Annotated in this window: 25 protein-coding genes; 15 read left to right on the forward strand and 10 right to left on the reverse strand. The window is 61.9% G+C overall.

What is annotated here, in order from left to right:
- The first annotated feature begins 125 nt into the window (after positions 1–125).
- From Q1A06_RS08700 to deoD, 3 genes are all read left to right on the forward strand, one after another.
- Positions 126–2,096: a protein meaA gene (locus Q1A06_RS08700; RefSeq protein WP_299561664.1), complete on the forward strand. Its 1,971-nt coding sequence runs from the start codon at positions 126–128 to the stop codon at positions 2,094–2,096.
- Between the two features lie 85 nt (positions 2,097–2,181).
- Complete coding sequence (locus tag Q1A06_RS08705; RefSeq protein ID WP_299561667.1) at positions 2,182–2,523, forward strand: H-NS histone family protein; 342 nt, start codon at positions 2,182–2,184, stop codon at positions 2,521–2,523.
- A gap of 243 nt (positions 2,524–2,766) precedes the next feature.
- Positions 2,767–3,477 (forward strand): purine-nucleoside phosphorylase, encoded by a 711-nt coding sequence (deoD, locus tag Q1A06_RS08710; protein WP_299561670.1) that lies wholly within the window; start codon positions 2,767–2,769, stop codon positions 3,475–3,477.
- A gap of 2 nt (positions 3,478–3,479) precedes the next feature.
- Here the strand turns inward: deoD and Q1A06_RS08715 are convergent, their stop codons facing one another.
- The 9 genes from Q1A06_RS08715 to Q1A06_RS08760 form a co-directional block, all read right to left on the reverse strand.
- On the reverse strand, positions 3,480–4,322 hold the full coding sequence (locus Q1A06_RS08715; RefSeq protein WP_299562072.1) for a DUF1989 domain-containing protein: 843 nt from the start codon (positions 4,320–4,322) through the stop codon (positions 3,480–3,482).
- Between the two features lie 416 nt (positions 4,323–4,738).
- The gene (locus Q1A06_RS08725; RefSeq protein ID WP_299561676.1) at positions 4,739–5,518 is read right to left on the reverse strand and encodes a succinate dehydrogenase iron-sulfur subunit; all 780 of its coding nucleotides are present in this window, start codon (positions 5,516–5,518) and stop codon (positions 4,739–4,741) included.
- A gap of 51 nt (positions 5,519–5,569) precedes the next feature.
- The gene (locus Q1A06_RS08730; RefSeq protein WP_299561678.1) at positions 5,570–5,893 is read right to left on the reverse strand and encodes a hypothetical protein; all 324 of its coding nucleotides are present in this window, start codon (positions 5,891–5,893) and stop codon (positions 5,570–5,572) included.
- Complete coding sequence (locus Q1A06_RS08735; RefSeq protein WP_299561681.1) at positions 5,890–6,786, reverse strand: hypothetical protein; 897 nt, start codon at positions 6,784–6,786, stop codon at positions 5,890–5,892. The genes Q1A06_RS08730 and Q1A06_RS08735 overlap by 4 nt, the downstream gene beginning before the upstream one ends.
- A 2-nt stretch (positions 6,787–6,788) precedes the next feature.
- A complete protein-coding gene (gene sdhA / locus Q1A06_RS08740) occupies positions 6,789–8,594 on the reverse strand; it encodes a succinate dehydrogenase flavoprotein subunit (protein WP_299561684.1) in 1,806 nt (601 codons plus the stop codon).
- Between the two features lie 203 nt (positions 8,595–8,797).
- Positions 8,798–9,169, reverse strand: coding sequence for a succinate dehydrogenase, hydrophobic membrane anchor protein (gene sdhD / locus Q1A06_RS08745; RefSeq protein WP_299561687.1), 372 nt, complete (start codon positions 9,167–9,169; stop codon positions 8,798–8,800).
- 11 nt (positions 9,170–9,180) lie between these two features.
- A complete protein-coding gene (gene sdhC / locus Q1A06_RS08750) occupies positions 9,181–9,564 on the reverse strand; it encodes a succinate dehydrogenase, cytochrome b556 subunit (protein ID WP_299561690.1) in 384 nt (127 codons plus the stop codon).
- A gap of 324 nt (positions 9,565–9,888) precedes the next feature.
- The gene (mdh, locus tag Q1A06_RS08755; RefSeq protein WP_299561693.1) at positions 9,889–10,851 is read right to left on the reverse strand and encodes a malate dehydrogenase; all 963 of its coding nucleotides are present in this window, start codon (positions 10,849–10,851) and stop codon (positions 9,889–9,891) included.
- Between the two features lie 220 nt (positions 10,852–11,071).
- On the reverse strand, positions 11,072–11,653 hold the full coding sequence (locus tag Q1A06_RS08760; protein WP_299561696.1) for a PRC-barrel domain-containing protein: 582 nt from the start codon (positions 11,651–11,653) through the stop codon (positions 11,072–11,074).
- 431 nt (positions 11,654–12,084) lie between these two features.
- On the opposite strand from Q1A06_RS08760, the gene Q1A06_RS08765 reads away from it, so the two are divergent.
- Positions 12,085–12,840 (forward strand): sulfite exporter TauE/SafE family protein, encoded by a 756-nt coding sequence (locus Q1A06_RS08765; protein WP_299561699.1) that lies wholly within the window; start codon positions 12,085–12,087, stop codon positions 12,838–12,840.
- Between the two features lie 3 nt (positions 12,841–12,843).
- Here Q1A06_RS08765 and Q1A06_RS08770 read toward each other — a convergent pair whose 3' ends face one another.
- The gene (locus Q1A06_RS08770) at positions 12,844–13,173 is read right to left on the reverse strand and encodes a hypothetical protein (RefSeq protein ID WP_299561702.1); all 330 of its coding nucleotides are present in this window, start codon (positions 13,171–13,173) and stop codon (positions 12,844–12,846) included.
- Positions 13,174–13,504: 331 nt separating this feature from the next.
- On the opposite strand from Q1A06_RS08770, the gene Q1A06_RS08775 reads away from it, so the two are divergent.
- The 11 genes from Q1A06_RS08775 (at position 13,505) to Q1A06_RS08825 (ending at position 23,868) form a co-directional block, all read left to right on the forward strand.
- A complete protein-coding gene (locus Q1A06_RS08775) occupies positions 13,505–14,371 on the forward strand; it encodes a CoA ester lyase (protein ID WP_299561705.1) in 867 nt (288 codons plus the stop codon).
- A complete protein-coding gene (locus tag Q1A06_RS08780) occupies positions 14,368–14,922 on the forward strand; it encodes an NnrU family protein (RefSeq protein WP_299561708.1) in 555 nt (184 codons plus the stop codon). The genes Q1A06_RS08775 and Q1A06_RS08780 overlap by 4 nt, the downstream gene beginning before the upstream one ends.
- Before the next feature lie 9 nt (positions 14,923–14,931).
- The gene (locus tag Q1A06_RS08785; RefSeq protein ID WP_273460137.1) at positions 14,932–15,135 is read left to right on the forward strand and encodes a DUF1737 domain-containing protein; all 204 of its coding nucleotides are present in this window, start codon (positions 14,932–14,934) and stop codon (positions 15,133–15,135) included.
- Between the two features lies 1 nt (position 15,136).
- Positions 15,137–16,171 (forward strand): MaoC family dehydratase, encoded by a 1,035-nt coding sequence (locus tag Q1A06_RS08790; protein ID WP_299561726.1) that lies wholly within the window; start codon positions 15,137–15,139, stop codon positions 16,169–16,171.
- A gap of 115 nt (positions 16,172–16,286) precedes the next feature.
- A complete protein-coding gene (locus Q1A06_RS08795; RefSeq protein WP_299561729.1) occupies positions 16,287–16,727 on the forward strand; it encodes a universal stress protein in 441 nt (146 codons plus the stop codon).
- A 234-nt stretch (positions 16,728–16,961) separates the two neighbouring features.
- On the forward strand, positions 16,962–18,155 hold the full coding sequence (gene sucC, locus Q1A06_RS08800; protein WP_299561732.1) for an ADP-forming succinate--CoA ligase subunit beta: 1,194 nt from the start codon (positions 16,962–16,964) through the stop codon (positions 18,153–18,155).
- Between the two features lie 235 nt (positions 18,156–18,390).
- A complete protein-coding gene (locus Q1A06_RS08805) occupies positions 18,391–18,702 on the forward strand; it encodes a hypothetical protein (protein ID WP_299561735.1) in 312 nt (103 codons plus the stop codon).
- Positions 18,702–19,226, forward strand: a complete 525-nt coding sequence (locus Q1A06_RS08810; RefSeq protein WP_299561738.1) for a succinyl-CoA synthetase subunit beta — start codon at positions 18,702–18,704, stop codon at positions 19,224–19,226. The genes Q1A06_RS08805 and Q1A06_RS08810 overlap by 1 nt, the downstream gene beginning before the upstream one ends.
- A complete protein-coding gene (locus tag Q1A06_RS08815; RefSeq protein WP_299561741.1) occupies positions 19,223–19,882 on the forward strand; it encodes a hypothetical protein in 660 nt (219 codons plus the stop codon). The genes Q1A06_RS08810 and Q1A06_RS08815 overlap by 4 nt, the downstream gene beginning before the upstream one ends.
- 74 nt (positions 19,883–19,956) lie before the next feature.
- Positions 19,957–20,844 (forward strand): succinate--CoA ligase subunit alpha, encoded by an 888-nt coding sequence (gene sucD, locus Q1A06_RS08820; RefSeq protein ID WP_299561744.1) that lies wholly within the window; start codon positions 19,957–19,959, stop codon positions 20,842–20,844.
- Positions 20,845–20,913: 69 nt separating this feature from the next.
- Positions 20,914–23,868 (forward strand): 2-oxoglutarate dehydrogenase E1 component, encoded by a 2,955-nt coding sequence (locus Q1A06_RS08825; RefSeq protein WP_299561747.1) that lies wholly within the window; start codon positions 20,914–20,916, stop codon positions 23,866–23,868.
- Positions 23,869–23,872 lie beyond the last annotated feature (4 nt).

Here is a 23,872-nt window from a genome sequence, read left to right on the forward strand (position 1 = left end):
ACCGCATGGGTAAAATATTACATCTGACCGCCCATGCCGCGATGCAGCGAATTGACACTTGCCGAAAGTTTCCTATACCTAACCAGTAACGCAAGATTATTGCCAAGCAATCAGAGAGATCCGCGATGACCGATGCCCCTCAGAAAGACCGCCCCTGGCTTATCCGCACCTATGCCGGACATTCCACCGCCGAAGCGTCGAATGCCCTCTACCGGGGAAATCTGGCCAAGGGTCAGACCGGCCTTTCCGTTGCGTTCGATCTGCCGACGCAAACCGGCTATGACAGCGATCATGTCCTGAGCCGTGGCGAAGTCGGCAAGGTCGGCGTGCCAGTCGGGCATCTGGGTGACATGCGCACGCTCTTCGACCAGATCCCGCTGGAACAGATGAACACGTCGATGACGATCAACGCGACCGCGCCGTGGCTGTTGTCGCTCTATATCGCCGTGGCCGAGGAACAGGGCGCCGATGTCTCCAAGTTGCAAGGTACCGTGCAGAACGACCTGATCAAGGAATACCTGTCGCGCGGCACCTATATCTGCCCGCCTGCCCCCTCGCTCAAGATGATCGCGGACGTGGCCGAGTACTGTTATACATCGGTGCCGAAATGGAACCCGATGAACGTGTGTTCCTACCACCTGCAAGAGGCCGGTGCGACACCCGAGCAGGAGCTTTCCTTTGCGCTTGCCACCGCCACCGCCGTGCTCGATCAGCTGCGCCCCCGCGTGGCCGAGGAAGACTTCCCTGCCCTTGTGGGCCGCATCTCATTCTTCGTGAACGCCGGCATCCGGTTCGTCACCGAGATGTGCAAGATGCGCGCTTTCGTCGATCTGTGGGACGAAATCTGCGAGACGCGCTATGGCGTGACCGATCCCAAATACCGCCGCTTCCGCTACGGCGTGCAGGTGAACTCTCTCGGCCTGACCGAACAACAGCCCGAAAACAACGTCTACCGCATCCTGATCGAAATGCTCGCCGTCACGCTGAGCAAAAAGGCCCGCGCCCGCGCCGTGCAACTGCCGGCGTGGAACGAGGCACTGGGCCTGCCGCGCCCGTGGGACCAGCAATGGTCGATGCGAATGCAGCAGATCATGGCCTACGAGACCGATCTGCTGGAATTCGACGACCTGTTCGACGGCAACCCGGCGGTCGATGCCAAGGTCGAGGCGCTCAAGGATGGCGCGCGCGCCCAGCTTGCACATCTCGACGGCATGGGCGGCGCGATTGACGCCATCGACTACATGAAATCGCGTCTCGTCGACAGCAACGCCGAACGGTTGGGCCGGATCGAGGCAGGCGAAACCGTCGTGGTCGGTGTGAACAAATGGCAAAAGGGCGAACCTTCGCCGCTGATGTCCGAAGACGGCGGCATCATGACCGTAGATCCCGCTGCCGAAGCGGACCAGATCGACCGCCTGAACGCCTGGCGCGACCAGCGCGATACACAGGCGGTGAAATCCGCCCTTGCCGATTTGCGCGCCGCAGCCGCCGAGGGGCGCAATATCATGCCCGCTTCGATCATCGCGGCCAAGGCGGGTGTGACCACCGGCGAATGGGCCGAACAGATGCGCGCCGTGCACGGCGAATACCGCGGCCCCACCGGCGTCGGCAAAGGCCAGTCGAACAAGACCGAAGGCCTGGACGATCTGCGCGCCGCCGTCGATACAGTAAGCGACCGCCTGGGGCGCCGCCTCAAATTCCTTGTGGGCAAGCCGGGCCTCGACGGACATTCCAACGGTGCCGAACAGATCGCGGTGCGCGCCCGCGACTGCGGCATGGACATCTCTTACGAAGGCATCCGTCTCACGCCGTCCGAAATCGTCACCGCCGCACGCGAGGACGACGCCCATGTTGTGGGGCTTTCGATCCTTTCGGGCTCGCATATCCCGCTGGTCGAAGATCTGATGACCCAGATGCGCGATGCAGGGCTGGGCCATATTCCGGTCATCGTCGGCGGCATCATCCCCGACGAGGATGAAAAGCGGCTTTTGGCAATGGGCGTATCGCGGGTCTACACCCCCAAAGATTTCGAATTGAATACGATCATGAGCGATATCGTCACGCTGGTGGATCCCGCACCTGTCGCCGCCGAATAGCTGTCAAGTAGCTGCCGGAGAATTAAGGCTGTAATTCTTTTCTGAATAGGGTAAAGGCTCCATTATCATTATGGAGCCCTTTCGAATGTCAAATGACCTGAAATCAATGAGCCGGAAAGAGCTGGAAAAGCTTTTGGCGGACGTCAAGAAAGCATTGGCGTCGGCGCAGGCTCGCGATCGCCGCGATGCGCGCAAGGCCGCCGAGAAAGCCGCAGCTGAATTTGGCTTTTCTCTCAATGAGTTAGACGATAATACACCGGTAAAACCGAAAAAGAGCAAGGCCGCCGGCAAGCCGTCGAAGCCATCCAAGCCCAAGTATGCAAATCCCGCCGACCGGACGCAGACTTGGACCGGCAAAGGCCGGCAGCCGAATTGGTTTCGCGCCGAAGTTGAAAAAGGCACGCCGCCCTCCGCAATGGAGATTTAGCGGCCATTGCCTACTGCGCGGAAATACGCGCATGTGCGGGCTAATTCCTGCCGACCCGAACCTGCGTGACCCACTCGCAATCGTGATCGGTAAACCGCCCTCGCGCGCGCCCGCGTCTTCGGCCCACGTCAGAATACGCTGCGTTTTCCCCCGCCTGCGGACGCGAGACAAGACTGCCAGTTCGACCTTGCTCTCGCAGTATTGGTTCGGCATCCTCGCGCCGACCCCCAACAGGAGAGAACTATGACCGTTCACATCGGCGCGGACGTTGGCCAGATCGCAGAAACCGTATTGATGCCGGGCGATCCGTTACGCGCCAAATGGGCCGCCGAGACGTTTCTCGACGGTCCTGAGTGTATCAATCGGGTGCGCGGCATGCTGGGGTTCACCGGAACGTGGAAGGGCAACCGCGTCACGATTCAGGGGTCCGGTATGGGGATGCCGTCGCTGTCCATCTACGCCAACGAATTGATCACCACCTACGGCGCGCAAACCCTGATCCGCATTGGGTCCTGCGGCGCAATGCAACCCGATGTCGGCATCCGCGATGTAATCATCGCAATGACCGCCAGCACGCTGACCTCACCCTCCTCCGCCATTCTGCGTGATATCAATTTCGCGCCTTGCGCGGATTGGAGCTTGCTCAACGCCGCCGTCACTGCCGCGCAGGCGCGCACCGTGCAAACCCATGTCGGCGGTATCTATTCGTCGGATGTGTTCTACGCCGAGCGGCCCGATCTGGACGAGCAGATGGCGCGTCACGGTATTCTCGGCGTGGAGATGGAGGCGGCGGAGCTTTATACGCTGGCCGCGCGCCATAAACGCCGTGCGCTGGCGATCCTGACGGTGTCCGACCACCTACAAACCGGCGAAGCGGTGCCCGCGCAGGACCGCGAGCAGTCGTTCGGAGATATGGTCGAAATAGCGCTTGAGGCAGCGTTTCCCGACGCTTGAGACTACGCCCCGTGGCTGCGGTCGTAGGCGTTCGACCGTGGGCTGCGCCATCCGGACAAGGCGTCGCTTCGGGGCGCGAAAATCTCCACTTGCAGGGGATGGCATTGCGCCCGATCACTTGAATGAATCGTGCTGCAATCGCCGCCCGGACACGCACTCAGCGCACCGAGCAAATCAATCTCGGCAAAGAATTCAAGCGTGTCGCCCGGACGGACCGGGCTCGCCTTCATGAAATATTGCCCCGTATCGCGCGTAAACCCCGTGCACATGAAGACGTTCAGAACATCGTGCACATGCGGCTCCGCCTCTGCGACATCGACACCCAGATGCGCGGCCAGCGCGCGGGTCAGATTGGAATGACAACAATGATGGTACTGCCCGCCCGACAGCAGATTGTGCGTGTAGGGATCGCATCGGGTGCCGATCACATCATGCACCGCCCCGCCAAACGCATCCTTGCCGTACCACGCCAGACTGTCATGGGTCAGCGTCGCCATCGGGCGCAGATGCGGAAACGCGCTCCACATCCGGGCGCCGCGTGTGATGTGTGTCCCGTGCAGCGCCCGCGTCTTGCCTGAATAGAACCGCTCCGACAGATCATGCGCGTGCCACAGGTTCAGATCCCCCACCTGCGCACCCTCGATGGACGTGATGCGAAAGAAATGCCCGGCGGGCACCTCGAACGTCGAGGCATCGCGCGCGGGCACGATCACGTCTCCTGTTTTCACAAGCATTTCGCGCGCCGCGTCCAGCATCGCCATGTCGGGCTGCGGCAACGTCTCGACCGGATAACAGATCACGGGAGGGACGGCGCGGCGCGCGTCCGCATCGGCGGGCTGGCTCATTTCATCTGTCTGATAGTTCATGGTCATATATCTCGGATAAGACCGGGCCGCGTCGTCCGACGCAAGCCCGATCGCAAGCCATTACCGACCCCTTCGGCCTGACCGATCAAAGTTGTGGACCGCCAAGCCCTCTCTTGCAGGTTTCCGGCGGTCCTTTCGTCGCGGTAAACGCCTCCGCCCCGCAGGCAGTGCACCTGTACATTCGCAACGTACCCTTGTCGCCGCTGCGATCTTCACGCCACCGGCATCCGCGCACGCCCCTGTTACGCCAAGCAAAATACACGACGAGCGCGAAAGCGATGGGAAGCAGGATCAACAACATCAGCCTACACCCACAACACACACCCTACGCAGGGCCACAGAGAGATACGGCAATCTGGACCGCCGCTTTTCCCGTATCCATCCGACAGCCGAACTCAAACGGTACGTTCGACCATCAACTTCTTGATCTGGCTGATCGCCAACGCCGGGTTCAACCCTTTGGGGCAGGTCTTGGCGCAGTTCATGATCGTGTGGCAGCGGTACAGTTTGAACGGGTCTTCCAGCTCGTCCAGACGCTCGCCGGTGCCCTCGTCACGGCTGTCGATGATCCAGCGGTACGCATGCAACAAGGCGGCTGGCCCAAGGTAGCGGTCGCCGTTCCACCAGTAGCTGGGGCAGGACGTCGAACAGCAGGCACACATGATGCACTCGTACAGACCGTCCAGCTTGGCGCGGTCCTCGATGCTCTGCTTCCATTCCTTCGCGGGGGCCGGTGTCTCCGTTTCCAGCCACGGCTTGATGGAGGCGTGCTGCGCGTAGAAATGTGTCAGGTCCGGGATCAGGTCCTTGACCACGGGCATGTGCGGCAGCGGATAGATCTTTACCACGCCTTTCACCTCGGCCATGCCGTAGGTGCAGGCCAGCGTGTTGATCCCGTCGATGTTCATCGCACAAGATCCACAGATACCTTCCCGGCAGGAGCGGCGGAAGGTCAGCGTCGGGTCGATCTCATTCTTGATCTTGATAAGCGCATCCAGAATCATCGGGCCACAATCGTCCATATCGACGAAATAGGTATCGACCGCAGGGTTCTTGCCGTCGTCGGGATTCCAGCGATAGATGTGGAACTCCTTGAGGTTCGTCGCGCCGTCGGGCTTGGGCCACGTCTTGCCGCTGGTCATGCGGGAGTTTTTGGGGAGCGTCAGTTGTACCATGATGCTGTTCCTTTTCTGCGTCTTCCTGCGCCCGTCGGGCGCCTGTATCCGTTAAATCGTCAGCGGCGCGTTCGTCCGCAGGCATGTCTGTGTCGCGGGCCGCTCCAGAATGCTGCGCACGACGTCGATTGTGGTTTGGTCGACCCCGATCACCGACGCTTTCGCCAGTTCGCGGACTTCCACGGCGGCTGCGTTATCGATGACACAGCCCGTGAACGCCTCGATCAGCGGCTTCGGCACCTGGGGGAAGTTGATCGCGATCACTTCGGTCACTGCCGACTGCGCCGCGCGGCGGCCGGTCTGGTCGGCGGCGGTCTGCACCTCGGCGCAGGCGGTCAGCGCCAGCAGCGCCATTACAAGAACGCATCGGATCATGCTGCAACCTTTCGCATTGGCAGGGTGATGTTCACCCGTGAACTTTCGGCAAGCGTCGCCAGCCGTTCCGCGTCTTCTTCGAAATGCACGATCAGCCGCTCCATGAACCGCAAGTCATGCGCCGCCGTCCAGAGCAGCAGCAGGTATTCCGGGTCATCGGCCATATCCGCATCGCGTGTCGTGCTTTGCAATTCCTGCGCATCCCTGGCCTTGGCCTGGAAGGACGAGCCGCCGCCGTACCGCTGCACCTTGCCCAGTCCCAGATCGTGCGCGGCAAGGCCAAGTACCTCAAGACGACCGGCGCGGTATCTTTCCGAAACCATCCAGTCGTCATAGCAGATCGCCACGATGTCTTTCGCATCCGAAATCCTGTCCAACCCCTGAATATAAGTCGCAAAGGCCAGCGTCATGATCCGCAACCGGTCCGTCGCGCCATACCCGTCGTTGCGCTTGATCTTCGCCAGCAACGATGCTGTCCAGTTCAGAAAGCTGCGATAAATCACGATCTTGCGGGTGAAGGACGCATCGGTAAAGTTCTGACTCGCCCGCTGTGGACGCCCCTCGGGTGCGGGCATCCTGTCCTCGTAGGATACCACGATCATCGGCGCGCTGCCCGCACCGGCCACGCGGCGCGCATCCGGAATATCCCCGTGCGGCAGCATATTGCGCTGCCCATCGTAGATATCCAGCGATGCATACGCCGACAATGGATCCTTCCCGTGGCGACAATTGTTATAAAACACACCGCCTGTCGCCCCGTCGGGTGCATTGCGCATCAGCCAGTCGATGATCGCATGGTTGCCGGACCGGCGCATGCCGAACACCTGAAAGGCGCAGGCCGGAGTAATCTCCGGCTGCGGCCAGTCAAGACCGGTCTGCGCTACCGTCCCCATGTTCAGTAAACCCGCGCTTTCGGTGCGATTTTCTTGAGGTCGATCCCGCCTTCGTTGTGACTGGTCAAGGGCTGCGTGTGCACACCGCGGAAGCCAAGGCTGGCTTCGTTGCCCTTGAACCAGACAAGGCTGTGTTTGCGCCAGTTCTCGTCGTCGCGGTCGGGATAATCCTCATGCGCGTGCGCGCCACGGCTTTCCTTGCGCGCTGCGGCGGCAGTGATCGTGGCCACCGCGTTGGGCATCAGGTTGGTCAGCTCAAGCGTCTCCATCAGATCCGAATTCCAGACCAGCGACGTGTCGGTCACTTTCACATCCGACAGCTTACCCGCCACGCCTTTCATCTTCTCTTCGCCCTCGGCCAGCGTCTTGTCGGTGCGGAAAACGGCGGCGTCCGCCTGCATGGTTTTCTGCATTTCCAGCCGCAACTCGGCGGTCGGCACATGCCCGTTTGCATAGCGCAAACCGTCAAACCGGCTGAACGCCGCCTCGACGGACCGCTTGTTCGGCGTCGGCACGGCGGCTGCGGGGTCAATCACTTCTCTGGCGCGGATCGCCGCCGCGCGCCCGAACACCACCAGATCGATCAAGGAATTCGACCCAAGACGGTTCGCACCGTGCACCGAGGCACAGCCCGCCTCGCCCACGGCCATCAGACCCGGCGAGACATTGTCAGGCTTGTCCTTCGTGGGTGCGAGCACTTCACCCCAATAGTTCGTCGGAATGCCGCCCATGTTGTAGTGCACCGTTGGCAGCACGGGGATCGGCTCCTTCGTCAGATCGACACCGGCAAAGATGCGCGCCGATTCCGAAATCCCCGGCAAACGCAGGTCCAGCGTTTCCGGTGGCAGGTGGTTGAGGTGCAGGTGGATGTGATCGCTTTTCTCACCCACGCCGCGGCCTTCGCGAATTTCCATTGTCATGCAGCGTGAAACAACGTCGCGCGACGCCAGATCCTTATAGGTCGGCGCATAGCGTTCCATGAACCGCTCGCCTTCGGAGTTGGTCAGATAACCGCCCTCGCCACGCGCGCCTTCGGTAATCAGACACCCCGCACCGTAGATGCCGGTCGGGTGGAACTGGACGAACTCCATGTCCTGCAGGGGCAGACCGGCGCGCGCGGTCATGCCGCCGCCGTCGCCGGTGCAGGTATGCGCCGACGTGGCCGAGAAATAAGCACGGCCATAACCGCCCGTCGCCAGCACGACCATCTTGGCCGAGAACAGGTGCATGGTGCCGTCATCCAGCTTCCAGCACAGAACACCCTGGCATTCGCCCTCCTCGGACATGATCAGGTCAATCGCGAAATACTCGATGTAGAATTCCGCGTTGTTCTTGAGCGACTGGCCGTACAGCGTGTGCAGGATCGCGTGGCCCGTCCGGTCCGCCGCCGCACAGGTGCGCTGCACCGGAGGGCCTTCGCCGAATTCGGTGGTATGACCGCCGAAAGGTCGCTGGTAAATCTTGCCCTCTTCGGTGCGCGAGAACGGAACACCGTAATGCTCAAGCTCGTAGACCGCCTTGGGTGCTTCGCGGGCGAGGTATTCCATCGCGTCCGTATCGCCCAGCCAGTCAGACCCCTTTACGGTGTCGTACATGTGCCACTGCCAGTTGTCTGGCCCCATGTTCGACAGCGACGCCGCGATCCCGCCCTGGGCGGCGACGGTGTGCGAACGGGTCGGAAAGACCTTTGAGATGCACGCAGTGCGCAAGCCCTGCTCCGCCATGCCCAGCGTTGCGCGCAGCCCGGCACCACCGGCACCGACGACAACCACGTCGTATTCATGTGTCTCGTAATCGTAAGCAGCCATCTCGTGCCCTCTCAAGTTTCCGGGTCGGTCCGTTCCATCGTACTGAACCCTGTCTCTACCCCCGGCCTGAACGCCGGTTGGACGCATCCGCGCCCCGAAATTCGATGTTCCCGCGCGGCGCAGATACCGCCGCTCAGACCTAATCTAGCGCGGCGTCACGGCCCAACGAGCGCGAAACGCCACGCTTTTTGTCGCAGCAGGGCTCAGAGCGCCATCCGCACAATCGCAAACACGCCAAGCGCCGCGGCGCCGTAGCTGATGCAGGTCATCACGATGATCGAAATCTTCTGTGCCATCCCGTGCACGTAATCCTCGATCATTGTCTGCACCCCGTCATTGAAGTGCTTGAACCCGACCGCCAGCGTCAGGGCCGCGACAATTGCGGGAAACGGACGGGCGTAGTAGGCTAGGATTTCCTCGTACGTCCCGCCCAGCGCCGCACCGAAGGTGAACACGAACAGCGGCACAAGAACCAGCAGCGCAACCGAGCTCACTTTCATTGCCCAGAAATGCGCGGTCCCCGACTTTGCCGACCCCAACCCTACCGCGCGTTTGCGGTCTGTCAAATAAGCCATTCAGACGCTCCTTATACTACGACGACTGTGATCAACGTCAGGATGACGGATCCGCCGATACAGGCCCAGCCGAGCTTTTCCGCCGTGGGCACATCCATCAGAACGGCATTGTCCCAGATCAGATGCCGGATCCCTGCAAGTGTATGATACCACAGGCCCAACACCGACAGGAGCATCACCAGATCACCGAACCAGCTGGTCAAAAAGCCATTCGCGGTGGCAAAGCTGTCGGCCCCGGCAGCGGCAGCGGTGAACCACCAGACGATCAACAGCGCGGTGATAAGCATCGCGTTGCCTGTGACCCGCGTCAGGATAGATGTAATTGACGTAAGTTGCGGACGATAGATCGTCATATGAGGCGACAGGGGACGATCGCCCCGGTTCACATCGGCCATATCAGGCTCCTTTTTTGGCTACTTGCGCCTAGTGATAGCGTATTTTTCGCGCCTGTCACGCGAACATGGCATGATTTCGCGAACTGTTACCGCTATTTGCATAGGAACTCCCGGGAAACCGTCGGCAGCCCGTTCATCCGTGATCACAAGGTTGAAATTGTGATCACGTTGGATGATGCATCGCCGCAATCGGTGTTCTCAGCCGGCTCGATCCAAAGCCTGCCGAATCTATCCGCCGCCCAGTCTGTGATCACAAATACCCGGTGACAGGCAAAAAGGCGCGCCGTGACCGCCGCGCCTTTCAATTCCGTGTATTGACCGGACTTAACCGAGTGAGCCGTCAATGCCCTTGCAGGCGTCGACCAGACCCTTCACAGCGGATACCGAGTTGTCGAACATGGATTGTTCATCCTTATTCATGCTGATCTCGACCACTCTTTCGATCCCGCCGGCCCCGATTACCGTAGGAACACCAACGTAGAACCCGTTCAGGCCATACGCGCCATCGACGTACGCGGCACAGGGCAGAACGCGCTTTTGGTCCTTCAGATAGGCTTCAGCCATTTCAATGGCGCTGGTTGCGGGGGCATAGAAGGCCGAACCCGTCTTGAGCAGGCCGACGATCTCGGCACCGCCGTCACGGGTCCGCTGAACGATCGCGTCCAGCTTTTCCTGCGTGGTCCATCCCATCTTCACCAGATCGGGCAGCGGAATGCCCGCAACGGTTGAATACCGTACCAGCGGCACCATCGTATCGCCGTGCCCGCCCAGGACAAACGCGGTAACATCGCGCATCGAGACCGAGAATTCCTCGGCGAGGAAATGCCGGAACCGCGCCGAATCAAGAACCCCGGCCATGCCACAGACTTTCTCCTGTGGCAGACCCGAAAATTCGCGCAGCGCCCAGACCATCGCATCGAGAGGGTTGGTGATGCAGATCACGAATGCATCCGGCGCATGCGCGGCGATCCCCTCGCCGACCGATTTCATGACCTTGAGGTTGATGCCCAGCAGATCGTCGCGGCTCATGCCGGGTTTGCGCGCCACACCGGCGGTCACGATGCACACATCTGCGCCCGCGATATCCGCGTAATCCTGCGTGCCCTTCAAGTTGACGTCAAAGCCCTCGGCAGGACCGGACTCCGCAATATCAAGCGCCTTGCCCTGCGGCAGCCCATCGGCGATGTCGAACATCACCACGTCGCCCAATTCCTTGACAGCAGCAAGGTGGGCAAGTGTCCCACCGATATTACCCGCGCCAATAAGCGCAATTTTGGCTCGTGCCATGTGCAGTACTCCATGAGGTTTGCGTTGAAGGTGGGATAAACCCATCAGCCGGTACGCGCAAGTTGACTGACGCATATCCTGGATCCGAATCGAAAAGGGCCATCCGCGCGCGGATGGCCCCTATAATCGCGTCTGTGCGTCCACAGCAAAGGGATCAAGGATCCGTTGCGTGTCCTGTTCAACCGGCGAGCCGGCGTTCAGGCCTTGGACGCGGTGCCGCTTACATCTCGTCGCGTTCGAAGACCGGAGCGTTTTCCAGCTCTTCTTTCGACGTTTTCACGACGAGGAAACGGTCATCGCTGTCGCCTTCTTCATTGAGAACGGTAATCGCGTCCATCGAGACAGATACGTCACGCTCGCCAATGCCGAGGAAACCACCGACACCCAGGATCACGGCACTGACCTTGCCTTCGCCGGTCACGATCAGATCGTTGATCTCGCCAATGTCGTCCCATTCCATTTCGGCGCCATCGACAACGGGCCTGGCTGTGTCCAAGTCGTTTTCGACGTTATAGATCCGCATGCCGATCAGGTCGGACGCATAAAAGTCTTCCGGTGTCGCTTTGACCATGCCGATGCCTTCGACCATTGCGGTATCGGTCGTTACGGTATTGGTCGTCGCGTCGTTGGTCGTCGTGGTGTTGGTCGTCGCGTTGTCGTTTATCACTGTGTTTTCGTTGGCTTCTGTCTCAGTGGTTTCTGTCATTGTATCGGTTTCGTCCGTTGCGGTCACATGGGACTCTGCAAAGGCGGCTCCGGACAAGGACATGATGACGGCGGTTGTGCTCAGAATATGTTTCATTCTTCAACTCCAGTAACTGTTTTTGTTTTCCACACTTGGTGTACCTCAACAACGGTGGACCCCCGGTGATCGTTCCGCTATCCGCTGACAAAATTGTTATCTATATAATCTATGACATATTGGTACCGCGGTTTCCCACCGCCGCGCGCGCCGTCTCAGTCTGGCGCTATCGGGTCGTCCAACACACGCCGGGATCCTGCGCCTATCCTTTTATTTCTTAACATGCTGTTACGCGACATTTTCGATCACGGCACCGCCGCCTGCACGGTTTCGGCAGCGGTGCGCAGCCAAACCGCCAGACCGGGGCCCGTCGCGGTCATCGAATATCTTTCGTCCTCAGGCGGCGCGCGACGCATCATCGATTTTGCGATTGCGCACGCCCCCATTCCTGCAAGACTTTGCGAACACGGTGCCGCCCAAAAGGAGCGATAATGCTCGATCTCGATCTCGCTTTCTTTCTCATCGCCGGTCCCGCTGTCGTATTCGCGGCAATATCAAAGGCGGGGTTCGGTTCCGGCGCGGCGTTCGCAGCCGCCTCGATCCTGGCACTCGTGGTCGATCCGGGGCTTGCGCTGGGAGTAATGCTGCCGATGCTGATGCTGATCGACGCGGCCTCGCTCAAACCCTACTGGGGCAAATGGCGGCTGCGCGACGGCATGCTGATCATTCTTGGCGGGTTGCCCGGCGTCGCGCTCGGGGCTGCCCTCTACCGCGTTGCATCGCCCGATCTGCTCAGGCTTCTGATCGGCGGCGTTTCGGTCGGCTTCGTGCTGTGGCAGGTCAGCGTGGCGCGCGGCCTTGTACGGATGGGCGGGCGGCATATGCCGGACGGGGCCGGCCTTGCTGCCGGCGTCGCCGCGGGCTTTACCAGCTTCATCAGCCATGCGGGCGGCCCTCCCGCGGCTGTCTTCCTGCTCTCGCGCGGATTGAACAAAACGGAATATCAGGCGACTTCCGTTCTCATCTTCTGGGTGCTCAACATCGCAAAGTTCGTACCCTACGCCTTTCTCGGCCTGTTCACGCTCGAAACGGTCCAGGCCAATCTCGTGCTGGTCCCGTTTGCGCTGGTGGGCACCTGGCTGGGCGTACGCGCGCACCGGCTGGTGCCGGAACGGCTGTTCTTTGCCCTCACCTACATCTTGCTGACCCTCACGGGGATCAAGCTGATCTGGGACGGGCTGACCTGACCCTCAGGCGTCGTTCCCCGCAGCGGGCAGGTTTTCCGCAAGCCGCTCGAACGACTGGCCCGACGCGACAAGGCACGCAACGCCGGTCGGCTGGGTCACAAGGATGGTCCAGCTGCCGGTTTCGGGACTGGCAAACACCTCGACCATGTCATTGTTGCTGCCAAGGCCCATCGACTGCCGCGTTTCGCCAAAGCGTTCGGCAAGGCGCTGCACCACCGCTTCGCGCAGGCCGCAGTTTCGGGCCTGCGCCTGCGCCGTCCCCGACAGCGCGATCAAAAGAGCCGAGGCCGCTGTCAGCCCCACCAGATGAAGTATCTTCGCCGTTCGAGTCATTTCCTGTGCCTTTCCGTTTTACGAAAGCGGCTGCGGCAGGTTTCGGAACGCGTCGGCACACTCACCGGTCGGCGAAACCCGGGCGCCCCCGGTTCGAGAAAATGTGCAAAGCGACCCGCGCCCCCCGCAAAGTCGCCCCCGGGACACCTGCTGCGCCAGCCTGCACCGCTATGATCCTGCGCCCGAGGGATTGAAAACGAGGTTAACGCACCGTGCCAAGGGCGTTGCCTTCACATATTCGCTGCGATGCGGCACCTTATCGCTTGAACTTTTCGCCCAAAAATGGCCCTTTGCGCGCAATATTGTTTCGTGCCTCTCGAAAGGAGCTCCCATGCCATCCATTGCCCGTCCGCTGCGGTCCGTCCTCTACATCCCCGGTTCCAAGCCGCGCGCGCTCGACAAGGCGCGCGGCCTGCCGGCGGATGCGATCATCTTCGACCTCGAAGATGCGGTGATCCCGGAAGAGAAAGCCGCCGCGCGCGCGACGCTCGCAGAGGCGCTTCAAACCGACGGCTACGGCGCACGGATGAAAATCATCCGCATCAACGGTCTCGACACCGAGTGGGGGGCCGACGACGCGAAAGCGGCGGCAAAAATGGGCGCCGATGCGATTCTGCTGCCCAAGGTGAACACCCCCGCCGACCTGGAGGCGCTGGCCGAAATCGTCGGTGACATCCCGCTCTGGGCAATGATGGAGACGCCAGGCGGCATGCTCAACGCCGCCGCGATCGCCGGACACCGATCGTTGCAGGGGATGGTGATGGGCACCAACGATCTGGCGAAGGATCTGCAGACCCGCTTCCGCGCCGACCGCCTGCCTCTGATCACCGGCCTCGGCCTGTGCGTCCTTGCGGGCAAGGCACACGGCATCGCGCTGATCGACGGTGTCTACAACGCGTTCAAAGACGACGACGGCCTCAAGGTCGAATGCGATCAGGGCCGCGATATGGGGTTCGATGGCAAGACCCTGATCCACCCCGCGCAACTGGCCGTGGCCAACGCCGCCTTCTCCCCGTCCGACGATGAAATCGACCTGGCCCGCCGCCAGATCGCCGCATTCGAGGAATGCGAGGCGACCGGACAGGGCGTCGCGGTGGTCGACGGCAAGATCGTCGAAAACCTTCATGTTGCAACCGCACGCGAAACACTGGCAAAACATGAAGCCATCGAAGCCCTCAGCGCGGAGCACGCCCCATGACCCTATTGATTCTCGGCATTCTCCTGTGGGTCGCCGCCCACTATTTCAAACGCTTCGCCCCCGACCTGCGCGCCCGGATGGGCACCGCGGGCAAGGGCGTCATCGCCCTTGCGATCGTAGGCGGGCTGGTCCTGATGATCATCGGCTACCGCAGCGCCGAGTTCATCAACGTCTGGTATCCACCCGCCTTCCTCACCCACGTCAACAACCTGCTGATGCTGCTGGCGCTCTGGGTCTATGGCTCAAGTGCCGCAAAAGGCGCGAAAGCATGGCCCGCCTACAAGACCCGTCACCCGCAACTGCTCGGCGTCAAGATCTGGGCGCTCGCGCATTTGCTGGTCAACGGCGATCTGGCGTCGATTGTGCTGTTCGGCAGCATGCTGGCATGGGCCGTCGGTTCCGTCATCCTGATCAACCGCGCCGAACCCGACTGGACCCCGCCCGCCGCCGCCGGGGCCAAGACCTACATCCGTCTCGCCGTCATCAGCATCGTCCTGCTGATCGTGATCAGCGCCATCCACTACGCCCTCGGCGTCAGTCCGTTCGCATAAGGAAACCGCATGAAACTCTATCGCTTCCTGTCCGAAGAAGACACATCCGCGTTCTGTCACAAAGTCACCGACGCCCTTAACAAGGGGTGGGAGCTTTACGGCACACCCACGCAAACCTGGGACCACGCCGCAGGCATCATGCGCTGCGGGCAGGCGGTGACGAAAGAGGTCGAAGGCACCTATACCCCCGACACCAAACTAGGAGCGCACTGACATGACGACGAAAACCAACGCGGGCCGCTTTTTCGAAGACTACAGCATCGGGCAGGTCCTGACTCACGCCGTTCCGCGCACCGTCAAGATGGGCGAACGCGCGCTCTATCACGCACTCTACCCCGCACGCCACGCGCTCTATTCCTCGGACCAGTTCGCGCAGGACTGCGGCCTGCCGTTCAGCCCGCTCGACGACATGATCGCGTTTCACGTCGTGTTCGGCAAGACGGTGCCGGATGTGTCGCTGAACGCCGTTGCCAATCTGGGCTACGCACAGGGTCGCTGGCTCCTGCCGGTCTGGCCTGGCGATACGCTGCGGTCGCAGTCCGAGGTCATCGGCCTGAAACAGAACTCAAACGGCAAAACGGGCGTGGTCTACGTGCGCACCACCGGCCTGAACCAGCACGACGAAGCGGTGCTTGAATACGTCCGCTGGGTGATGGTGCGCAAACGCAACGCCGACGCCCCCGCCCCCGATACGGTGGTGCCGGATCTGCCGGATGCGATTGCCGCGTCCGATCTGGTCATCCCCGAGGGCCTGGATTTCACCGGCTACAACTTCGATCTCGCCGGAGAACCGCACCGCTGGGGCGACTACGACATCGGCGAAACGATCGACCACGTCGATGGCGTCACCGTGGAAGAGGCCGAACACATGATGGCCACCCGCCTGTGGCAGAACACGGCCAAGGTCCATTTCGACACCTCCGCCCGCCCCGACGGCAGCCGCCTGATCTACGGCGGCCACGTCATCTCGATGGCGCGCGCGCTGTCGTTCAACGGGCTTGCCAATGCGCAGATGATCGTTGGCCTCAACGGCGGCGCACATGCCAATCCGTGTCTCGCGGGCGACACCATCCGCGCGTGGTCCGAAGTGCTGGACAAGGCCGAAACCGCCGCACCCGGTATCGGCGCCATCCGCCTGCGCCTCGTCGCGACAAAGGGCGGCGCGCCCTTCGATCTGCGTGGACCGGACGGCAAATACACCGGCGACGTCCTGCTCGATCTCGACTACTGGGCCCTGATGCCTCTGTAGCCGATGCACATACCGCGCGCTGCACCGACGCGCCGCGCGCGGTCTTGATCCGCATCAAGGTTTCCGCGCCAATCGTCTGTTACGGTTCTCCCCGAAACAACCGAGGAGAGAGACGATGTTCAAGACGATTTTGCTGGCCTACGACGGCTCGGACCACGCGCAACACGCACTCGAACTGGCCTGCGACATGGCCAAAACCCATGGCGCCGCGCTGCATGTGGTGCATACGCCGCAACAAGACAGCCCGCCGATTGTCTTTGGCCCCTACGTCAGCGGCCTCGGCACACCGCCTTCGCAGAATAAAATCAACGAGGCCGGCGAAAAGATGGTCGAAAAGGCGCGCGCCGACGCGAAGGCGCTCGGCGTCGATTTGGCCGAGGTCCACATCGGCAAAACCCAGCCCTCCGAATTCATCCTGAAAACTGCCGACGCGACGCACGCCGATCTGATCATCCTCGGGCGGCGCGGTCTGGGCTCCGTCAAATCCATCACCCTTGGTTCAGTCAGCCAGGCCGTCGCCCATGGCGCGAAAACTGCCTGTATGACGGTGGTCTGAAAATCCGCGAGAGAATCCTCCGTATCGCCGGCCCCGTCCTTTCGTCCTGATCCTGGACCTATCCGTCAATTGAAAGGCAATAATCGCCCGTTTTGTGATCACACGTTTTCACCGTGTGATCACAAATGTCGCTTTTCTATGGATATCTGTTCACAACTTCGAAAAGCTTCTCCGCGAGCCTTATCAGAAGGGTGCGCATCGTGCCCTGTCCAACAATAACGGGACCGATTCCACATGAACATCCACGAATATCAGGCCAAAGCCCTCCTGCGCAGCTATGGTGCGCCAGTGTCAGACGGGCGCGTTGTACTCAAGTCCGAAAACGCCAAGAACGCCGCCGGCGAAATGGACGGCCCGCTGTGGGTGGTAAAGGCGCAGATCCATGCGGGCGGCCGTGGCAAAGGTAAATTCAAGGAAGCCGACGCGGGTGAAGGCGGCGGTGTCCGTCTTGCCAAATCAGTCGAGGAGGCCGCCGAGGAAGCCCGGAAAATGCTGGGCCGCACCCTCGTCACCCACCAGACCGGCCCGGAAGGCAAACAGGTCAACCGTGTCTACATCGAAGACGGCTCCGGCATCGAAACCGAACTCTACCTCGCCCTGCTCGTCGACCGCGCGACCCAGCGTGTCGGCTTCGTCTGCTCCACCGAAGGCGGCATGGACATCGAAGAGGTTGCCGCGAGCACGCCTGAGAAAATCGTCAGCTTTTCGGTCGACCCCGCAACGGGTTTCCAACCCTTCCACGGTCGCCGCGTCGCTTTCGCGCTCGGCCTCGAAGGCAAGGCCGTCAAACAATGCGTCGGCCTGATGGGAACGCTCTACAAGGCGTTCATGGAAAAAGACATGGAGATGCTCGAAATCAACCCCCTGATCGTCACCGACAGCGGCGATCTCAAGGTGCTCGATGCCAAGGTGTCCTTTGACGGCAACGCGATCTACCGCCAGGCCGACATCGCCGAGTTGCGCGACACCACAGAAGAAGACCCCAAGGAGCTTGAAGCCTCCAAGTACGATCTCAACTACATCGCCCTCGACGGCGAGATCGGCTGCATGGTCAACGGCGCGGGTTTGGCGATGGCCACGATGGACATCATCAAGCTCTACGGAGCCGAACCCGCCAACTTCCTCGACGTGGGCGGCGGCGCGACCAAGGAAAAAGTGACCGAAGCGTTCAAGATCATCACCTCCGATCCGCAGGTCAAAGGTATCCTCGTGAACATCTTCGGCGGCATCATGCGCTGCGACGTGATCGCCGAAGGTGTCGTGGCCGCGGTGAAAGAAGTCGGCCTGCAAGTGCCGCTGGTCGTGCGCCTCGAAGGAACCAACGTCGACGAGGGCAAAGCCATCATCAACAACTCCGGCCTCGACGTCATCGCCGCCGACGACCTGAAAGACGGCGCCCAGAAAATCGTCAAAGCGGTCAAGGGCTAAGGCGCCCGCGTGCGGAATGCCCGGACCCCTGCGGACCTCCCTTCTGCACCGGCGTCTTGTGCGCAACCCTCACAGGATGCGTACAATGGCGACCGGCCAGAGGCGAAGGTGCGCGGGACGGTCCGGGATACGATAACGCGCGCAAAGGCCCACGGGAACAAGACAGTGCCCGGCTGCTGGTCCGCTGACCGAGACAGCAACGCCCCGCGCGCCTGAACCAACTGAGGATATCGCAATGCAAGACATCGACCCACGCGACCTCGCTCCAAGTTCCCCGATCATCGCGGGGGTCGCTTTGTTGGGTGTCGGCCTCATCCTGCGCAACTGGCAGCCCAGCGCGCTCGAGCTGCCAGAGCCGGAACGTGACCGTCCCCACCGCGACCGGGGCGCGCGCCGCGCCGCGCGCAAGGCCCGCGACGGGGTGGCCAGACTGATGCCGCACAACCTCACGCGGTCGGTCGCACGGTCACTCCTGGTCGTAGGGGCTGCGCTCATCATGGTGCGCGCACTCGACGAGCTGGTCGAGGAAGAGGAGACACTGTTCTGATGTCCGCAGAGCGCGATATCTTCCTTGCCCTTGCAGGCGCGCTTTTCGCGGCGCCCGCTTCGGCGGATCCGTCCGCCGTGGCAGCCGACGCCGCACGCGCGTTCGGTAATCATTGTTTTAACCCCTACCTGACCGCCGAGACGGCGCATGCGGACATCGCGCGCCCCGGAGTCCGCGTGGATTTCTACGACACCGCCCCCTTCGCGTCGGATGCGCCTTCCCCCGCGACGGGCCGCGCGCCCACCCCCGGCACCGACCGCCGCTGCGAGGTCGCCTTTGACGGGATGCATGTGGAAACCGCAAGGAACGGCGCGATCACCGGCCTCGCGCGCGAAGGCATCCGCGCCCAAACCGCCGTGCCCGCCGCTTTCGCCGCGCAGCCCGGCACCGAATTCATTGCCGCCCGCCTACTCAACCCGCGCCGTATCGCCGTCGTACAGGTCGGCACGCGGCACGGTGCAGACGGGGCAGAGACATTCATAAACGTCGAACGGCTCAATCCGCTGACGGAGGCATCGCAATGACGGCGCGCGCGGCCCATCCACGCGGCAACGCGCTGGTGCTTGCGGCAACCGCGTCCGTCTTCGCGCTGATGGCCATCGTGGGGGCCCTGCCGCTTTCCGCGCGCAAGCCTCTGCTGACCGAAGGCGGCCCGGTAGAGACGCTGTCCGCCATCGGCTACATCGTTTGCATCGGCCTCATCGTCGCGCTGTGGCCGCGCGCCGAAACCCGTGCGCGCTGGTACTTCCCGGTCGTACTCGCACTTTTCGCGGGACGCGAACTCGACCTCGACAAGCGTCCCTTTACCGAAGGCCTGCTGAAAGCGCGCCAATACACCGGCGATACCGTCCCGACGGGCGAACTGATCTGGTCCAGCGCGCTGCTCCTTGCCATCCTCGCCACCCTCGCGATCCTGCTGTGGCATGAAACGAAACCCTTCCTGCGCGGTCTGGCCCAGCGCAGCCCTGTCGCGCTGGCGGTGCTGGTCGGCGTGGTGTTCATCGGCTTTTACAAGGCCATCGACGGTCTGGGACGCAAGCTTGCTCCCTTCGGCATCACCATCAGCGAAGATCTGAACAACTCCATCGCGGTGGTCGAGGAGATCGGCGAACTGGGCATCCCCTTGATGCTCGGCATCGCCATCGTCCTCGCCGCGCGCCCGCTCAGGGCGGCCCGCTAAGCGCCGCCTTTTCACTCACCGCGCCCGCATCCGGGCGCCCCGAAACACGAAGACAACAGAAAGAACATATCAACATGGCCGTACTCGTAGACGAAAACACCAAAGTCATCTGTCAGGGCCTCACCGGCTCGCAGGGGACGTTCCACACCGAACAGGCCATCGCCTATGGCACGAAAATGGTCGGCGGGGTGACACCGGGCAAAGGCGGGCAGACGCATCTCGACCTGCCGGTCTACAATTCGGTCCACGAGGCCCGGCATGAAACCGAGGCCAACGCCTCGGTGATCTATGTGCCCCCGCCCTTCGCCGCAGATTCCATCCTCGAAGCCATCGACGCGGAAATGGAGCTGATCGTCTGCATCACCGAAGGTATCCCCGTTCTCGACATGATGCGCGTCGCGCGCGCGCTCGACGGTTCCAAATCGCGCCTGATCGGACCGAACTGTCCCGGCGTCATCACGCCGGGTGCGTGCAAGATCGGCATCATGCCCGGCCACATCCACAAACGCGGCTCCTGCGGGGTTGTCTCGCGCTCCGGCACACTTACCTATGAGGCCGTGAAACAGACAACCGATCTTGGCCTCGGCCAGTCCTCCGCCGTGGGTATCGGCGGCGACCCGATCAAGGGGACCGAGCATATCGACGTGCTCGAGATGTTCCTTGCCGATCCCGAAACCACCTCCATCATCATGATCGGTGAAATCGGCGGCACCGCCGAGGAAGAGGCGGCACAGTTCCTTGCCGACGAAAAGAAAAAAGGCCGCTGGAAGCCTACCGCAGGCTTCATCGCAGGCCGCACTGCCCCTCCCGGCCGCCGCATGGGCCACGCGGGCGCCATTGTCGCCGGCGGCAAGGGCGACGCGGAAAGCAAGATCGAAGCCATGCGCGAAGCGGGTATCGTTGTTGCGGACAGCCCCGCAACCCTCGGCGAAGCGGTGCAGGAAGCCATAAACAAGGGCTAATGCCCGACCGGACGGGGAGGTGTCTCCGTCCGGGTCCCTCAGCCAGTCATCTCAAGCGAGGCGTCCCCCATGACCGACCATCCCGCCAACGAGCAGTTCCATGCGTCCTCCTTCATGCAAGGCCACAACGCCGAGTATCTGGAACAGATGTACGCCCGCTACGCCAACGACCCGACCGCCGTGGATGAAAGCTGGCAGGCGTTCTTCAAGGCGCTAGGTGACGAGGAGAAAGCCGTCAAGGCCGAGGCCTCCGGTCCAAGCTGGGCGCGCGGCGACTGGCCCCCCGTTCCGGGCGACGATCTGACGGCGGCGCTGACGGGCGAGTGGCCCGCCGAAGCCAAGGCCGCAGGCGGCAAGATCGCCGACAAGGCAAAGGCGCAGGGCGTCGAAATCACCGACGACCAGATCCAGCGTGCCGTGCTCGATTCGATCCGCGCGCTGATGCTGATCCGCGCCTACCGCTTCCGGGGACATCTGGCGGCGGATCTCGATCCGCTGGGCATGCGCGAAATGCAGACCCACGACGAGCTTGATCCGAAATCCTACGGCTTCGACGAGGCCGATCTGGACCGGCCGATTTTCATCGACAATGTTCTGGGCCTGCAGATCGCGACGATGCGCGAGATCACGGACATCCTCAAGGCGACCTACTGCGGTACCTTCGCGCTGCAATACATGCACATCTCGAACCCCGAAGAGTCCGGTTGGCTCAAGGAGCGGATCGAGGGCTACGGCAAGGAAATCCAGTTCACCCGTGAGGGCCGCAAGGCGATCCTGAACAAACTGGTCGAGGCGGAAGGCTTTGAGAAGTTCCTGCATGTGAAATACATGGGCACCAAACGCTTCGGCCTCGACGGCGGCGAAAGCCTGATCCCCGCGATGGAGCAGGTGATCAAGCGCGGCGGCAGCCTTGGCGTACGCGACGTCGTGATCGGAATGCCGCACCGGGGCCGGTTGTCTGTGCTGGCCAACGTGATGCTCAAGCCCTACCGCGCGATCTTCAACGAATTTCAAGGCGGCAGCTTCAAGCCCGAGGACGTAGATGGATCGGGCGACGTGAAATACCACCTCGGCGCGTCATCGGACCGCGAGTTCGACGGCAACACCGTGCACTTGTCGCTCACCGCCAACCCTTCGCACCTCGAAGCTGTCAATCCGGTGGTGCTGGGCAAGGTCCGCGCCAAGCAGGACCAGCTGAACGACAAAAACCGCACCGCGGTGATGCCGATCCTGCTGCACGGCGATGCGGCCTTTGCCGGTCAGGGCGTGGTGGCGGAATGTTTCGCCCTGTCGGGCCTGCGCGGTCACCGCACCGGCGGCACCATGCACATCGTGGTGAACAACCAGATCGGCTTTACCACGGCGCCGCATTTCTCGCGCTCATCGCCCTACCCCACTGACAATGCGCTGGTGGTCGAGGCGCCGATCTTCCACGTCAACGGCGACGATCCCGAAGCTGTGGTACACGCCGCCAAGGTCGCTACGGAATTCCGCCAGAAGTTCCACAAGGACGTGGTGATCGACCTGATCTGCTACCGCCGGTTTGGCCACAACGAGGGCGACGAGCCCATGTTCACCAATCCGATCATGTACAAGAAGATCAAGAAACAGAAGACCACGCTGACACTCTATACCGACCGTCTGGTCAAAGATGGCCTGATCCCCGAAGGCGAAGTCGAGGACATGAAGGCCGAATTCCAGGCCAAGATGAACGAGGAATTCGAGGCCGGTAAGGAATACCGCCCGAACAAGGCCGACTGGCTCGACGGCAAGTGGTCCCATCTCGACAAGAGCGAGGAAAACTACCAGCGCGGCGAGACGGCGATTTCGCGCGACACGATGAAAGAAGTCGGCAAGGCGATCTCGACCGCGCCCGATGGCTATCCGCTGCACAAGACCGTGGGCCGCCTGCTCGAAGCCAAGCGCCAGATGTTCGACAGCGGCGAGGGGTTTGACTGGGCCACCGCCGAGTCTCTGGCCTTCGGGTCGCTACTTACCGAAGGCTACAAGGTCCGCCTGTCCGGTCAGGACAGCGCGCGCGGCACCTTCTCGCAGCGTCACTCGGCCCTGATCAACCAGGAAACCGAAGAACGCTACTACCCGCTCAACCACGTCCGTCCCGGCCAGGCCGATTACGAGGTCATCGATTCGATGCTGTCGGAATACGCGGTGCTGGGGTTCGAATACGGCTATTCGCTGGCGGAGCCGAACGCGCTCACGCTGTGGGAAGCGCAATTCGGCGATTTCGCCAACGGCGCGCAGATCATGTTCGACCAGTTCATCTCCTCCGGCGAAAGCAAATGGCTGCGCATGTCGGGCCTCGTTTGCCTGCTGCCGCACGGCTACGAGGGACAGGGACCGGAACATTCCTCCGCCCGGCTCGAGCGGTTCCTGACCATGTGCGGCGGCGACAACTGGATCGTGGCGAACTGCACCACCCCGGCGAACTACTTCCACATCCTGCGCCGCCAGTTGCACCGCAGCTACCGCAAACCGCTGATGCTGATGACCCCCAAATCGCTGCTGCGCCACAAGCTGGCCGTCAGCAAGACCGAGGAATTCACCACCGGTTCATCCTTTCACCGCGTGCTGTGGGACGATGCCCAACAGGGCAATTCCGAGACCACGCTTGTGGCCGACGACAAGATCAAGCGCGTCGTGATGTGTTCGGGCAAGGTTTATTACGACCTGCTCGAAGAGCGCGACAGCCGCGGCATCGACGACGTCTACATTCTGCGGTTCGAGCAGTTCTATCCCTTCCCCGCACAATCCGCCGTACAAGAGCTGGAGCGGTTCAAGAACGCCGAGATGGTCTGGTGTCAGGAAGAGCCCAAGAACCAGGGTGCCTGGACCTTCATCGAGCCCAACATCGAATGGGTACTGGGCCGCATCGGGGCCAAACACAAGCGGCCCGACTATGCAGGGCGCGCCACGGCTGCCTCCCCCGCCACGGGTCTGGCCTCGCAGCACAAAGCACAACAAGCAGCGCTCGTCGAAGATGCGCTGACAACCAAAGGATCCTGAGACC

It is taken from the genome of uncultured Sulfitobacter sp. (assembly GCF_947497275.1).
GTDB lineage: Bacteria > Pseudomonadota > Alphaproteobacteria > Rhodobacterales > Rhodobacteraceae > Sulfitobacter.

Bases quoted from the DNA above. Each gene is read 5' to 3' on its own strand.
- Q1A06_RS08700 (WP_299561664.1), top strand. From the start codon at position 126: ATGACCGATGCCCCTCAGAAAGACCGCCCCTGGCTTATCCGCACCTAT.
- Q1A06_RS08705 (WP_299561667.1), top strand. From the start codon at position 2,182: ATGTCAAATGACCTGAAATCAATGAGCCGGAAAGAGCTGGAAAAGCTT.
- deoD (WP_299561670.1), top strand. From the start codon at position 2,767: ATGACCGTTCACATCGGCGCGGACGTTGGCCAGATCGCAGAAACCGTA.
- Q1A06_RS08715 (WP_299562072.1), bottom strand. From the start codon at position 4,322: ATGAGCCAGCCCGCCGATGCGGACGCGCGCCGCGCCGTCCCTCCCGTG.
- Q1A06_RS08725 (WP_299561676.1), bottom strand. From the start codon at position 5,518: ATGGTACAACTGACGCTCCCCAAAAACTCCCGCATGACCAGCGGCAAG.
- Q1A06_RS08730 (WP_299561678.1), bottom strand. From the start codon at position 5,893: ATGATCCGATGCGTTCTTGTAATGGCGCTGCTGGCGCTGACCGCCTGC.
- Q1A06_RS08735 (WP_299561681.1), bottom strand. From the start codon at position 6,786: ATGGGGACGGTAGCGCAGACCGGTCTTGACTGGCCGCAGCCGGAGATT.
- sdhA (WP_299561684.1), bottom strand. From the start codon at position 8,594: ATGGCTGCTTACGATTACGAGACACATGAATACGACGTGGTTGTCGTC.
- sdhD (WP_299561687.1), bottom strand. From the start codon at position 9,169: ATGGCTTATTTGACAGACCGCAAACGCGCGGTAGGGTTGGGGTCGGCA.
- sdhC (WP_299561690.1), bottom strand. From the start codon at position 9,564: ATGGCCGATGTGAACCGGGGCGATCGTCCCCTGTCGCCTCATATGACG.
- mdh (WP_299561693.1), bottom strand. From the start codon at position 10,851: ATGGCACGAGCCAAAATTGCGCTTATTGGCGCGGGTAATATCGGTGGG.
- Q1A06_RS08760 (WP_299561696.1), bottom strand. From the start codon at position 11,653: ATGAAACATATTCTGAGCACAACCGCCGTCATCATGTCCTTGTCCGGA.
- Q1A06_RS08765 (WP_299561699.1), top strand. From the start codon at position 12,085: ATGCTCGATCTCGATCTCGCTTTCTTTCTCATCGCCGGTCCCGCTGTC.
- Q1A06_RS08770 (WP_299561702.1), bottom strand. From the start codon at position 13,173: ATGACTCGAACGGCGAAGATACTTCATCTGGTGGGGCTGACAGCGGCC.
- Q1A06_RS08775 (WP_299561705.1), top strand. From the start codon at position 13,505: ATGCCATCCATTGCCCGTCCGCTGCGGTCCGTCCTCTACATCCCCGGT.
- Q1A06_RS08780 (WP_299561708.1), top strand. From the start codon at position 14,368: ATGACCCTATTGATTCTCGGCATTCTCCTGTGGGTCGCCGCCCACTAT.
- Q1A06_RS08785 (WP_273460137.1), top strand. From the start codon at position 14,932: ATGAAACTCTATCGCTTCCTGTCCGAAGAAGACACATCCGCGTTCTGT.
- Q1A06_RS08790 (WP_299561726.1), top strand. From the start codon at position 15,137: ATGACGACGAAAACCAACGCGGGCCGCTTTTTCGAAGACTACAGCATC.
- Q1A06_RS08795 (WP_299561729.1), top strand. From the start codon at position 16,287: ATGTTCAAGACGATTTTGCTGGCCTACGACGGCTCGGACCACGCGCAA.
- sucC (WP_299561732.1), top strand. From the start codon at position 16,962: ATGAACATCCACGAATATCAGGCCAAAGCCCTCCTGCGCAGCTATGGT.
- Q1A06_RS08805 (WP_299561735.1), top strand. From the start codon at position 18,391: ATGCAAGACATCGACCCACGCGACCTCGCTCCAAGTTCCCCGATCATC.
- Q1A06_RS08810 (WP_299561738.1), top strand. From the start codon at position 18,702: ATGTCCGCAGAGCGCGATATCTTCCTTGCCCTTGCAGGCGCGCTTTTC.
- Q1A06_RS08815 (WP_299561741.1), top strand. From the start codon at position 19,223: ATGACGGCGCGCGCGGCCCATCCACGCGGCAACGCGCTGGTGCTTGCG.
- sucD (WP_299561744.1), top strand. From the start codon at position 19,957: ATGGCCGTACTCGTAGACGAAAACACCAAAGTCATCTGTCAGGGCCTC.
- Q1A06_RS08825 (WP_299561747.1), top strand. From the start codon at position 20,914: ATGACCGACCATCCCGCCAACGAGCAGTTCCATGCGTCCTCCTTCATG.